This is a genomic window from Dyadobacter arcticus (genome assembly GCF_011762185.1).
GTDB lineage: Bacteria > Bacteroidota > Bacteroidia > Cytophagales > Spirosomataceae > Dyadobacter > Dyadobacter arcticus.
The window spans coordinates 1-12,282 of the sequence record NZ_JAASQJ010000006.1; the positions used below are offsets into that span (position 1 = coordinate 1).

11 protein-coding genes are annotated in these 12,282 nt (G+C 45.7%); 2 read left to right on the forward strand and 9 right to left on the reverse strand.

Going from position 1 to position 12,282, the window contains the following annotated elements:
* Positions 1-312 precede the first annotated feature (312 nt).
* The 3 genes from FHS68_RS23670 to FHS68_RS23680 all read right to left on the reverse strand — a co-directional run bounded on the left by FHS68_RS23670 (position 313) and on the right by FHS68_RS23680 (position 2,269).
* Complete coding sequence (locus FHS68_RS23670; RefSeq protein ID WP_167275906.1) at positions 313-540, reverse strand: hypothetical protein; 228 nt, start codon at positions 538-540, stop codon at positions 313-315.
* 91 nt (positions 541-631) lie between these two features.
* Entirely contained in the window at positions 632-1,822 is a 1,191-nt protein-coding gene (locus tag FHS68_RS23675; protein ID WP_167275909.1) for a glucuronyl esterase domain-containing protein, read from the reverse strand.
* A gap of 30 nt (positions 1,823-1,852) precedes the next feature.
* Positions 1,853-2,269 (reverse strand): pyridoxamine 5'-phosphate oxidase family protein, encoded by a 417-nt coding sequence (locus FHS68_RS23680; protein WP_167275912.1) that lies wholly within the window; start codon positions 2,267-2,269, stop codon positions 1,853-1,855.
* Between the two features lie 265 nt (positions 2,270-2,534).
* Here FHS68_RS23680 and FHS68_RS23685 point away from each other — a divergent pair, with 265 nt between their 5' ends.
* Together FHS68_RS23685 and FHS68_RS23690 are read left to right on the forward strand one after the other, a co-directional pair.
* Positions 2,535-3,047, forward strand: a complete 513-nt coding sequence (locus tag FHS68_RS23685; RefSeq protein ID WP_167275915.1) for an ImmA/IrrE family metallo-endopeptidase — start codon at positions 2,535-2,537, stop codon at positions 3,045-3,047.
* Positions 3,031-3,417, forward strand: a complete 387-nt coding sequence (locus tag FHS68_RS23690; RefSeq protein WP_167275918.1) for a hypothetical protein — start codon at positions 3,031-3,033, stop codon at positions 3,415-3,417. The genes FHS68_RS23685 and FHS68_RS23690 overlap by 17 nt, the downstream gene beginning before the upstream one ends.
* Positions 3,418-3,428: 11 nt before the next feature.
* Here the strand turns inward: FHS68_RS23690 and FHS68_RS23695 are convergent, their stop codons facing one another.
* The 6 genes from FHS68_RS23695 to FHS68_RS23720 form a co-directional block, all read right to left on the reverse strand.
* Complete coding sequence (locus FHS68_RS23695) at positions 3,429-5,642, reverse strand: TonB-dependent receptor family protein (protein ID WP_167275922.1); 2,214 nt, start codon at positions 5,640-5,642, stop codon at positions 3,429-3,431.
* A gap of 35 nt (positions 5,643-5,677) precedes the next feature.
* Positions 5,678-6,823 (reverse strand): DUF3179 domain-containing (seleno)protein, encoded by a 1,146-nt coding sequence (locus FHS68_RS23700; protein WP_167275925.1) that lies wholly within the window; start codon positions 6,821-6,823, stop codon positions 5,678-5,680.
* Between the two features lie 142 nt (positions 6,824-6,965).
* Positions 6,966-8,186 carry an MFS transporter gene (locus tag FHS68_RS23705; protein WP_229212044.1) on the reverse strand — a complete coding sequence of 407 codons (1,221 nt, stop codon included), beginning with the start codon at positions 8,184-8,186 and terminating at the stop codon, positions 6,966-6,968.
* Positions 8,187-8,189: 3 nt separating this feature from the next.
* Positions 8,190-10,961, reverse strand: a complete 2,772-nt coding sequence (locus FHS68_RS23710) for a TonB-dependent receptor (RefSeq protein WP_167275929.1) — start codon at positions 10,959-10,961, stop codon at positions 8,190-8,192.
* An 18-nt stretch (positions 10,962-10,979) separates the two neighbouring features.
* Positions 10,980-11,555, reverse strand: coding sequence for a carboxymuconolactone decarboxylase family protein (locus FHS68_RS23715; RefSeq protein ID WP_167275932.1), 576 nt, complete (start codon positions 11,553-11,555; stop codon positions 10,980-10,982).
* Between the two features lie 160 nt (positions 11,556-11,715).
* Positions 11,716-12,273, reverse strand: coding sequence for a carboxymuconolactone decarboxylase family protein (locus FHS68_RS23720; RefSeq protein ID WP_167275935.1), 558 nt, complete (start codon positions 12,271-12,273; stop codon positions 11,716-11,718).
* Between the last annotated feature and the right edge of the window lie 9 nt (positions 12,274-12,282).

A 12,282-nucleotide genomic window follows, 5' to 3' on the forward strand; every position in this document is an offset into this window, starting at 1 on the left:
GAAAAAATATCAAAAAATAAGAAAGTAGTAAAAAATTCTATTTTTACGTGACTCATAATCAGTAGGTGCCTGGTTCGATTCCAGGTGGGCCCACTAATAAAAAGCACTTAGCATTTATCTGCTAGGTGCTTTTTTGCTTGGAAGTTCACAAATCGTTTGCGCGGTCGCTTCTATCAACTGACAGCGCGGCCGCCGCAGTTCCACCGGGACTCATACTTAGTAGATTAATCTATCCAGGCCTATCTCGCAGCCCCAAATGGGGCTCCTATATTGGGTAGCAACTATGATGACGTTTCTGACCTAACCTAGTCGTTACAGGATAACCATGATGTCGCTGTTTGGCGAGTCCTTTTTCTCCAGATACTCCCAGGATACAATGTCCTCTTCCGGGTAAATATTTCCTGTATCTTCTGGGCCTTCGTCTCCAATGGCTTCTACAAAAGCTTTGGAACCTTTTTTATATAAACCTTCTCTCGGAATTCCATTGATATCCGTAAATAAGACCAATGCTTGATCTTCGGGAAGCTGTTTGTTTTTCATCAGATTCTTTTTTGGTTAATAATCACGTTCAATTTTAATGCCACGAAGGCACGAATGATACACGACTCAACCTATTCGTGTATTCGTGGCATTAAAAACTCCTCGCGAACCTAATGAAATTCGCCCAGTCGTAAGCCGTCATATTGTGCTCTCCATCACGAATATGGTAAGCAATCGGGGGAATTATATAAGGCTCGTTGATTCCGGGAGGACTAGCGGGTAAATCTGGGTGCAGGCCATACAAAGCATAAGTGCTTTCCGCATTTTTTAACGCCAGGAATGTGCCCTTTGGATCAGCCCAGAGGTCTTTGGAAGCATTGGTGGCATATATTGGCCTCGGCGCTACCAATGCAATAAGCATGTGCTGGTCTACGGGTAACAGGTTTTCCTTATCATTGAATTTTTTGTAATTATTATTAAACCAATGCGGAAAGGAAGTATTAATCCGGCTGATACGTTCACCAAACTGCCTTCGGGCAAGGGCTGCACCCGAATTTCCTGAACAATTGGTAACACATGCGGCGAACCGCTGATCTTGCGCCGCAGCCCACAAAGAGGCCTTTCCTCCACGCGAATGCCCGACAATGATTACTTTTTTGGCATCCAGGTCTTTATCTTTTTCAAAATAGTCCATCACCCGGTTCGCGCCCCAGGCCCATGCACCGATTGCCTTCATCCCATTATCCATTTTCAACTGCTCTGGATATAGCTGCAAGACGCCATTCATATATGTATCCTTGTTGTCGGGTGCGAGGTCATCCACATGAAATGTTGCGATAGCGAAACCGGAGTCTATCAGCATTTCAGCCGGCCAAAATTCGCTTTTCTTAATCCGTGTCGGATCTGTGTTATCCTTGCCTCTGTTATTAATTAACAAAAATACAGGCGAAGGTGCAGCAGCTTTGGAAGGGACAAACAAGACCAAGTTTATTTTTACAGATTTTTGATTTCTAAATATTTCAATCAAAACCTGTTTCAATATCGCCTTTCCACCCATTGCAGCACCATCGTCGCTCACGATCATGCGCCTCACGCTATCGTAGGCAGTGGGCATCTGCCCATAAATATTGTCTTCAAACAATTTGAGAATCTCAGGACGCCGTTTGGTTTCCCATGTCTTTTGGTTGCGGACCTTTTTGCCAGAAACCATTTTTAGGGCGTCCGGCAGAACGTAGGAAGGGACTTTTGATTCGTCGTAGTTTTGGGCTTTTGCGGCGAGGAATGGGAAGAAAGGGAGGATGGCGAGGAGTAAAAGGGATATTATGGAGCGAATTGTTGACATTTTGATAGGAGGTTATAAATTGAAGCTGTGTTATAACCTAATCTCACCTTCGTCCTCACCCTGCCAGTATTTGATTTGTTTTGCAGCTACTGTTATCATTGCCAGGCCGGGGGTATCGAGTCCTTCTTCAAACCATTTGTCCAGATCTTCGACCCAATGTTCTTCCATTTTTTCCCGACTTCTCGTAACTTCCGCCGTACCAGTTATTGAGATAAAAAGGCCATATCCTTGTTGAAAACCAAGATTTACTCCATTGTCCATTTCAATATCGGCCACCATTCGCGACCCTTCCCAGGTAAAAAAGTAAGAGTCGCCATCGTATTCGACCTGCCTGTTATTGCTCATCGGCCGCGATGCAAGCATACCATTTGAGGTGGTTGTAGTAAGCATGCAAATGTCGCGATCTTTCATAATCTCGCTTACGTCCTTTAATGTTTTATCTGCCATGGTTTCGTTTGTTGATCAAGTATTTTAATAACATCTATTAAAATAATGCCATGGATTTAAACCATAACTCTATACAATCGGCCGGACAAATTTCTCTTTCAGGGACGTCTGGTTCAATACCTACTTCTAACAATTTTGCTTGTGAACGCTGATTCAAATTTCTGTTTATTTGAACTTTGAGGATGGATTAGGAAGCGCTGTAAAATGGTAGATTCTCAGAACAAATGCATATATTTGTTTGTTATGCACATACAAAATTCTGATTATGATCACATTAATTCATAGCCCAATCATGAAGCCCGATTACAGCAAAGTCAGGCAAGAAGTGTCCATCCTTCTGAACAACTTCGGGCTGACAGAACCTCCTGTCAATCCTGTGTCTATCGCAAGAGACCTGGGCATCAAAGTTGTTTTTGCTGTTTTCAGTGACGATTATGACCGGGTCTCGGGTTTTTATGATGCAGAGGAGGATACTATTTACGTCAACAAAAACGAATATCCTTTAAGGCAGACCTTCACCATAGCGCATGAGTTGGGGCACCGCGTTTTACATGCGGAGTGGGCTAAATCCACTGAATATAAAGTTTTACTCCGGGACGACGTATTTAATGATGATCCCGTCGAAAAAGAGGCGAATGCATTTGCTGCGAACCTCCTGGTTCCCCGCTTTATGCTTGATAAATACTGGAAAGACACCAAAATCGAAAAGCTTTCCGAATTATTTGCCGTATCTGTTCCCGTCATTCAAAACAGGATTTCATTTGAGTACGGCACCTAACAGAAGTCAGGCGAAAAAAGGCATCGTCAACCAGGATCAGAACGATGCAGAATTCACAGAAGTACAGCAACGTGCGCACCAGTCCCAACTGGAAGTAGCCAAAGAAAAGAACAGACATGAGCAGGCCATGCTGGAACAAAATCTCGGGTTTATCGGGAAATTCTTCGGTGACGGTAAAAACACTCCTACATTTATTGCTTTGATCTGCGTCCTTTTCGGAGGGTCCATGTATGTTTATTGCCTCAGCTCTTCCAAAAGTACCACCGCAGATGCGGAATTCTGGTCGGAAAATGCTTCCAGATCATTGAATCTCGCTATAACAGCACTTGCCTACATCTTCGGCAAGTCTGCTGCATCAGCAAAATCATAAAAACAGCTTTTCTAAATTTTTATCCCAAAAGAAATCCCGAAACTTCGTCCGTCCGAGCTCCAAACCCCGGCACCTGGATACATAGTTGGCCTTTTGGTAAAGTATTGTTTGTCGGTAATGTTGTTCACGCCAGCGCGCAAAGTGTAATTTTTAGCGATCCGCCAGGTCGCATTCACATCCAGCAACCCATAACCCGGAACCTTACCAATTGTACCATTCGCTGATGGCGCTTCGGTATTCAACGGGTTAGCATAATTGGAGCTCACATAACTGTATTGGGCGGTTAACGAAAAAGTTCTGTATTGGAATTGCGCACCATTTCTTGAAATCCAGGTCGGTACACCTTCTACGCGATTACCTGCAACGCTGGTGTTCTCGTTATTGACCACCGCATTGCCTTTGATATACTTCGCATCAAAATAAGAAGTTGAAGTAAAGAATGATAATTCAGTCGGTAAACCAGCGTTGTAAGCCCGGAATGCCGTGTATTCCACATAAGCTTCCACGCCACGCGTTTTGCTGTCCCCCGTTGTAGTTCGCAACAGATAAGCATTACTATTGTCGTCACGCATGGATACCGTACCCATTCTATGGTTAATCAGGATCTGGAAAACGCCGATATCATATTTTAGTTTATCCTGAACATTTCCGCTGATCCCCGCTTCCAGGTTGTAGCCGTATGCATCTTTTAGATTTTTATCAACCCTTTCCAAAACCGATCCGGGAATGATGTCTTTAAAAACGACGGGACGGTAAGCCTGTGAAAACCCGGCGTAAATGCGGCTATTCGCATCTATACGGTATTGCGAGCTGATCCCGAACAAAGGGAACTTATGTTTAATCTTGTTTGGCAGATTAGTCGGATCGTAATAGCTGATTTTCCCGGTCATATCCGTAGCTCCTCTTTCTATCCGGAAACCCGGGGATAACGTCAGCTTTGGCGTCAGGAAAATCATGTTTTCTACAAAAACAGCCACATTGTTGGTCTTCATATACATATCGCGGCCGAATTCCGGATCCGTTAATGTAAGGTCAAAATCACTGCCCGTCGTACCCTTACCCAGTTGTCGTCTGCGCAAATTATTTTGCATTACTTGCACCCCGCCCGAGACAATGTTCCTGAACCCGGCAACGTCATACTGGTGAATGAGGCGCAATTCAGAGGTAAAACTTTTGAAATTATCAATGTCAACCTGCCGTGCCTTGTATGATTTGGTCGCGGGATTAATGGTATCGGCTACGTTGGCGAAAGCGTCAAACATCACGCTGTTCCGCGCGCCGTAAACCCCCGAATTGGTCCACTTAACTTGCGTGACCGAGCTAATCTTCCAGTCGAGCACAATAGAAGGAACGTAAATGTCCGGATTGAAATAATTGCGCGACCGGGTCGATTGGCGCGGATCTGCCGCAAACATGGCGTCGGTGAGAGGGCCTGGAATTTGAAACACATATGAAGACCTTCCCAATTCGGCTTTGATTCTCAGCGATTTGCTGAATTCATATGCAAGGCTAATATATTGTGATTGTGCATCCGATTTTGCGTTTTTACGATAGCCGTCTGAATGTCTTTTTTGATAATACGCTGAATAAGTAAACTTGCCAACTTTCCCGCCAATGGAGTTATATGAACTGAAAAGCCCGAACGAACCTGCTGAATTAATGCTTTCGAAGGAAAACGCTTTTGTCGTGTCCGGCCCTTTTGTTACGTAATTGATCATCCCGCCAAACTGTGCCCCAAATTGTAATGATGCAGTACCTCTCACCAGTTCAACGCGCTGGATCGATTCCATGGCGGGGCTGTAATGGCTGGCCGGATAGCCATACATGTCGGAATTGGTGATGACGCCATTCTGGCGGATGTTGTATTCCCACGACCTGTGCGGATCGAGGCCACGTGTGGAAATGTTGATCTGATTGCCGCTGCCGTCCATATCGTAAACGAAAACGCCAGGTATTTTGGCGAAAATATGTCTGCCCGTTTTTTCGGCAATGTTGCCATTAACACCGTCCATCTGAACCTCTTCACTCTTTTTGCCAGCAGTAATGTAGGTGTTGTGGACATCCGGAAGGCGCTCGGTATGGATCACGTTCTTGCGTTGCTCGACGGTTATCTCGTCCAGATTGAACACTTTGTTGTATTCTTTTTCTTTCTTTTCTGTTTGTCCAAAAGCACTGATCTGAACGCAACAGAATAATAGGAATATGCTATAAATTGTAAATCTCATCAGTGGTTGTCAAAATTAAATTTACTGACATTAGCCTAATATTTCTGAGTGTCAGGGTGGAAAGTGCGCCAACTGTGCCAAAACTCCTGATAAGCATTAATCCGTTGTAGATCCAGGCCAGTACCTGCAATGCGTTTCCCAAGCAGATTATAGGTTGCCGTGCCTGCTAATATTGTATCATTTTTCACCAAAAACTTCTGGTTGTTTTCACCTTTTTCAAAAGCAAAAAAGCTCTGGTTATCCGCCGCAATCACCAGTACCACAGGAACAGCTCCAACTTCGTCGTTCACAACCCTTTCTTTCTTCAACCGCTGCCAGTCAAAAGCTTTGCTCTTCCCTTTCACCTGAACACCTACTACCCAGGACTTATCTTTCCACGCGGTAGTATCTGTTTTCGTAAGTTCTGACCTTCCTTTCCCGCTTTCGTAGCGGCTCATGGAATCGTACTTCGCCTGATAAACTGGATCGGGCTGCATAACCTTAGTGTTCGGATGCAATTTAAGCCATTGTGCCAGAGACGTTTGCGTGCTTGGCAACTCAGGCAGCATTTCCCCTTTCAACGGCCCGGCTATTGCTTCGCCATTTGCCTGTCTCCACCAGCTCCCGGTTGCCTCGTCTTCAAACATAGCATTGAAATGATCCATCCCCACCAACCTAAAAAACTCGGGTTTGTGGTTGACCGTGGGTTCAAAAACCCTTCCTGTCCGGCAAACTGTGCAGTAGGTTACCATAATGGGTTGCCCGCCAAGCGTATCCCTTACCTGGTGATGATAACCAATAAACTGAATAGGGTATGCCTTGGCCTCTCCATTGACTTCGGTCCCGATCACAATCCGTTCCAGGCCTACTTTGTTGGCGGCAGAATCGTTCATCAACACCGCATTGGGCTGATAGAACATGGTATCGGCCGCCATTTCGTAATTGGTAGCATAGATCAGTCCCACAACCAATAATAGAAAGATGGCAGGAATCCACTTTCTTTTTCCTCCAAAAACAGAGAAAGATCCAGCGATGATCAGCGCCCAGAAAAGGATCCTCAACTCCCACCGCCAGTTATGCAGGAAATAGGCCGCATCAATGCTATTCATCCGCTGACTGCCCGGCATAGGCATAATAAAATAAACCTTCGCTATTTCGTAAAGGATGATGCCGATAACTCCGAGGTAAAAAAGTTTCTTCATATATGTATATTCTTAAAAAAATCAAAAAAAAAAGCGAAAAGCTCACCGCTAAAAGCCAACAGCTTGTAAACAAAGAAACGGGTTCGCCATGGGGCAAACCCGTTTGCCAATATATTAACCTATGATAATGCGATTCTGTGGATCATTTGCTTCGCGCAGTTGCGATGAGCGCTACCAGGAAAGGGACCGTAAATACAAGTAATGCATTACTGAAACCTCCCAGGACACTAACCATTGATCCAATAAAAAATACTGCAGTCGCAGTAAAGAATCTCCCCACATTAAAACAAAAACCAGTTGCCGTCCCCCTGATCGAAATCGGGAAAAGCTCGGGAATATAACTCGACAATGCGCCCTGACTGATTCCAAAGCAGAAGGAAAGCACCGCCGTTTCCACGTAAATAATATTTGTAAAGTGACTGTTGGACAAAAACAAAATGCAGCACATGATGACGCATAATGTAAATGTTCCGATCAATGTGTTTTTCTTTCCAAACTTATTAACCAGCATACCCGAAAAAACGCCGCCCGTAATGCCGCCCATTCCCAAAAGGATCATGATCAGGCCGCGTTCCTTTTGTCCGTCCTCACCTTGTGCGAGCAATGTTTGCGCCCAGGTAGGAAGCCAGGAGAATATCCCCCAAAGCCCGATCAGTACGCAGCCAAAAATGAGTGACCCGGAAATCAGGTTCGGACGGTTATTTTCATCAAAAATCGCTTCGGTAGAGTTTTTAACCGTTTTGGTAATCCGCCATTTACTGGATTCAGGTGCTAATGTAAAAATCAGTACAGCGATCAGTACAGGAATTGCGCCTATCCCAAATGCCGTCCGCCAATGTGAAAAAATCAGGTTAAGGCTGCCGGTTGTCACAATTCCGATTGGAAAACATACTGCCAATATTCCAAGCATGACTGCCCGGCTTCGTTCTTCCCAGATCTCTGAAATGTAAACGGTTGAGATCAGCAGCACACCCCCGACGCCCATTCCAGCAAAGAAGCGGAGCGCTAATAACGAGTACCAATCGGGAACAACGGTAACCAGACAAGTTGAGAGTCCATATAAACCAGTTGCCAGCGCAAGAGATTTAACACGGCCAATGCGGTCGCTTACAACCCCAAAAAGCAATCCGCCGACCATCCAGCCATAAAGGTAAATAGCACTCACATAGGCACCGATCTCTCCAAGTTGTGCCTGGTCAATGGCATCGCCAGTTAGTTCCGGAATGGCAACAGGCAGGAACACCGACATCAATGTCGATACTGTTCCGCTCAGGATATAGCTCCCCGCACACAGCCCGAATGCAAGCCATTTACCCGTCACGCTCTTTGTTTCCAAATCAATCACATCCAGTGTCTGCATCATTTCTTATCTGAATAATTGATCAAAATTCAAACTCACATAATACAGGCCACCCACTGCCGGGGAACCGTATGCTTGTACGATGTATTTATTGCCCAGGTTAGAGCCGCCAATTTTGACGATCGTTTTCAGGCTAGGTATCCGATAGCTCACCTGCGCATCGAGCAGATTGTAAGATTTCACCCGTCCCGGCCTCAGCTCGGTGAATGTGCCGTACCAGTCGAAACCAGCTTGCCAGTGCCAGGCCATATTGAAACCCAGATTGTCCGTCAGCTTCGAGTTACCGAACGTGACATTCGTTTTGGTTTTTGGTGTATTAAATGCCGGGATGTTGTTGGCGTCGGCGTTTTTGAGGTTAAATTCAATAAAGGTCGCATTCACACCAGCCTTAAAATTTTTAGGTAAGGAGTAGGTCAACCCAGCGCTAACTCCTTGAATCGAAACTTTGTCGGCAGCATTGGTATACAATTGAAACAATTGTCTGTCTGCACCTAAAAGCTCAGCAGCAGCGGCAGGGTTAACCTTTCCATCGGCTAATATAATGTTGGATTTAGCTCTTGCAACCACGGTATTGATCATAAAATCCGTGTATTCGCTATAATAGTAATTCAAATCAAAAAGAACTTTCTTGGCTATAATCCCTTTATAACCAATTTCATAGCTCTTGACTTTCTCTGATTTAATGTAAGGCACATTGGATTTCACCAGCCTGTCCTTGTTATTGGCAACTGCTTGCGGGAAAGGCGTTCCCTTTTGCATATCAGCTCCAAATGCGCTGGCAAAAGCGGAAAACGATGCAATGGTCACCGAGTTTTCATAAGCATTTAATCCTGCCGAATTTACAGGCGCGCCACCCAGGATAATGATCGGCCCCACATTCAGCTTAATGTATTGGTCACCAATGGTTGGGTTACGGAAGCCGGTTTGATAGGAAACGCGGAAATGATGGTCTTCCAGGGGTGAGAATACAGCCGAAGCTCTTGGTGTAAAACGGCCATCGAAATTCTCGTTTTTATCATAGCGTCCCGAAAGTGTGAGCTTCAAATGGTCTTTCCAGAATGATTTGGAAACCTGCGCAAAAACACCATATTCACCATTGGTTAGGTTTTTATCCTTATCGTCAAAAAGCGTCCCGCCGGTGTTGAGATAGTATTTACGGTAATTTCCACCTACCTGCAGGTTTACAAATTTCAAAACAGGGCTGAAATCATAAAGGCCCTCAACATGCCGTAGACTGCATTGACTTAATATCCCTGCTCCCGCCAGTCCGCGCGTTTGGATCAGCCTGTCTTTCGCTGAGTCAAATTCCGATGAACCTGGCAAAATCATTCCCTGATCTGCAAAGGAGCGTGCTGCCGTATGATTTTTGGTTGTTACCCCTGCCACGATTCCGTTGTAAGCCGCTGCATATCTTTCAAACCAGGTCGCATCCGCCTTGTCCGGCGTTACCGTATTGCCGCTCAGGTCTTTTACCCAGGTGCGGTTGATCTGCTGGCCCAATGCGCGGGTATTATATGAGTTGGTCGAATATTCATTGTTGGTGTAGGCACGAACATAAAAGTTGCTGCCTTTGAGTTCAAGTTTGTGTTGCATGAACTTGAAATCGTTGATGACGAAACGGTTACTACCTGTATATTGGGCAGTACCCTGATTGTAGTTCGCCTGATAAATGACTTCTAGCTTGTCGGTAATGCGGTAATGTAAGGCCGCACTGGATTTGAAGCTGTAAACGCCATAAGTCGCAAGGTCCTTTTCCTCGTAACCCGTGCGCGACACGCGACCGATGTTCGGAAGTGTTTGGGCTACCTCATCACCGTAAATGTTGAGTGCATTTTTTCCGGGATTGTTAGGTCCGCGATTTGCTGCTGGCGTGTTCGGGTCTATGTCTGTGTAATCATTTGCATTCCAGTCAGTTCCTTTGAGATAGGATACGTTGACTTTGATTGCGAATCTATTGTTGAAAGCTTTGGCGTAACGAACTGCCAGATCATAAACCGGCTTGGCTCCCAGGTTTGTGCCGTCGCCAATATGGTTGACCCCAAATTTGGTCTGGGCACTTAATCCCTGATATTCAAATGGATTTTTTGTCCGCGTATTCAGCATACCGTTGAATGCGATCGGGCCATACAATGCGGACGCGGCTCCCGGGATCAGTTCTACGCTTTCCACATCGATATCGTGCGGGCCAAACAGGTTACCCATCGCGAATCCAAGGCCGGAAGGCTGGTTATCCACCCCATCCACCAATTGCAGAAAGCGGCTGTTCCCAGTACTATTGAAGCCTCTTGTGTTGATTTGCTTATAAGTAAGGCTGCTGGTGACCATGTCCAGTGACTTCATATTCACCAATCCATCAAAATAATTGGCCGAAGGTGTTTGCTGTACCGCCCTCGAATCCATTTTTTCAATGCTGACAGGCGAGCGCAAAATATTTTCCTCTACCCGGGAAGCTGTTACCACGACTTGGTTGAGTTCTTCAATGGACGGCACCAAGTTAATGCGCAGGTTTTCAGCAGAAGCCACTTCGGTTTCCTGACGCGCATAACCGATCAGCGAAACGATCAGGGTGGCAGGTGTTGTTGACTTTAATTCAAAATAACCTTCTGAATTCGTAATGGTACCGGTATTTTTTCCTTTTATAGAAATCGAAACCCCTGAAATGGGTTTTTGCGAATCACTGTCAAAGATGTGACCTGAAATTTTAGTCGATTGGGCATAAGCTGCTTGTGCCAAAAACAGGCAAAGCGCTGTGTAAAGGAAGAGTAAATGTTTTTTCATAAACGTTGTTTCTAAATTTTAGGTGGGTTGAGTTTGTTTTTTCAAATGGTCGTAACCGTTGGCCAGTCTGTTGTAACCGTTGTCTTTCAGGCGTTGCCCCAGGCCTTTATAAAACGCTGGGTCCGAAGGCGCAACAGTGGCCATTCCGTCTACATAGCGGTTGTATAGGCAAAACAGGGCTGCGATCAACACGGTGTCATGGATTTCAAGGTCAGTTGCGCCGCGCTCTTTTGCGAGCGCAATCGCATCTTCGGTAACTGCTTTTCCGCTTGCCTGAACCTGCCTTGCGATTTTTAACAATGCTTTCATTTTCTCACTCACAGGCGCCGCGTCGATATCCTGTTTCATGATCTCGCAGGTTTCACTTTCGCCCAGCAATACATCCGCAGCAGCTGTATGCGCAGCCGTGCAAAACTTGCACTCGTTGTTGTGCGACACGATTGTCGCGATCAGTTCGCGCTCGGCAGGCGCCAACGTGGAATCTCCCCGCAATAAAGTTTGGGTCAATATCCTGATCGGATGTGCAGTAAGCTGGCTGTATTCCAGCAAACCTGTAATCCCCGGTAAATGCTCAGGCAATGGTATATGTGGCATTTGGTTTGGTACTTGGATGTATAAATTGATTGGAGTCAGACGTGGTCAATTGTGGTCATGAGTAGTCATTAGTTGTCATGTGTTGTTCAAATTGCCATAGATGACAGCTTCTCATTATGAGTAACTATTCTTTACAATAAATGACAATCAATGACCACTCCTAAACGTCCTGCACAACGGTCTCCCGAACATAGCCCTTAAACGCCATCCTCTGACCCATTTCGCGGTATGCTTCGTTATGCTGAGGTGCCCATGTTCCGAGTCCGTCTACATACCGGTTGAACATGCAAAATGCAGCGGCGATCAGGACCGTATCATGGATTTCCTGGTCGGTTGCGCCTTCTTCCCTCGCAGCAGCAATGTGCTCGTCCTTCACTTCCTTGCCGCTTTTTTGCACTTTGGCAGCGATGTTCAGGAGAGTGCGAAGTTTGGGGGTAATCTCAATCTGCTGGAAATTCTGTTTGATGTCGTCAATCAGGCTAAGGTCGCATTGCAAATGTGCCATCGCCGCAGATGCGTGCGAGGTATGGCAGAAATGACAGTCGTTTAGATAAGAAACATGTGCTGCAATTAGCTCGCGCTCTCCGCTTGTTAGAGTGGATTCGCCCCTTAGCAAGGTTTCGGCGAGCAATTGCAATGGTGCGGCCGTTTCAGGACGGAAATTGAATAATCCCACAATTCCTGGAAGGGACTCATCGGGTAATGTTATATGTGCCATTGGGAAAAA

What these genes read in the sequence shown, in the direction of transcription:
- FHS68_RS23670 (WP_167275906.1), bottom strand. Translation starts at nt 540, where the DNA reads ATGAAAAACAAACAGCTTCCCGAAGATCAAGCATTGGTCTTATTTACG.
- FHS68_RS23705 (WP_229212044.1), bottom strand. Translation starts at nt 8,186, where the DNA reads ATGATGCAGACACTGGATGTGATTGATTTGGAAACAAAGAGCGTGACG.
- FHS68_RS23700 (WP_167275925.1), bottom strand. Translation starts at nt 6,823, where the DNA reads ATGAAGAAACTTTTTTACCTCGGAGTTATCGGCATCATCCTTTACGAA.
- FHS68_RS23715 (WP_167275932.1), bottom strand. Translation starts at nt 11,555, where the DNA reads ATGCCACATATACCATTGCCTGAGCATTTACCGGGGATTACAGGTTTG.
- FHS68_RS23685 (WP_167275915.1), top strand. Translation starts at nt 2,535, where the DNA reads ATGATCACATTAATTCATAGCCCAATCATGAAGCCCGATTACAGCAAA.
- FHS68_RS23680 (WP_167275912.1), bottom strand. Translation starts at nt 2,269, where the DNA reads ATGGCAGATAAAACATTAAAGGACGTAAGCGAGATTATGAAAGATCGC.
- FHS68_RS23720 (WP_167275935.1), bottom strand. Translation starts at nt 12,273, where the DNA reads ATGGCACATATAACATTACCCGATGAGTCCCTTCCAGGAATTGTGGGA.
- FHS68_RS23695 (WP_167275922.1), bottom strand. Translation starts at nt 5,642, where the DNA reads ATGAGATTTACAATTTATAGCATATTCCTATTATTCTGTTGCGTTCAG.
- FHS68_RS23710 (WP_167275929.1), bottom strand. Translation starts at nt 10,961, where the DNA reads ATGAAAAAACATTTACTCTTCCTTTACACAGCGCTTTGCCTGTTTTTG.
- FHS68_RS23675 (WP_167275909.1), bottom strand. Translation starts at nt 1,822, where the DNA reads ATGTCAACAATTCGCTCCATAATATCCCTTTTACTCCTCGCCATCCTC.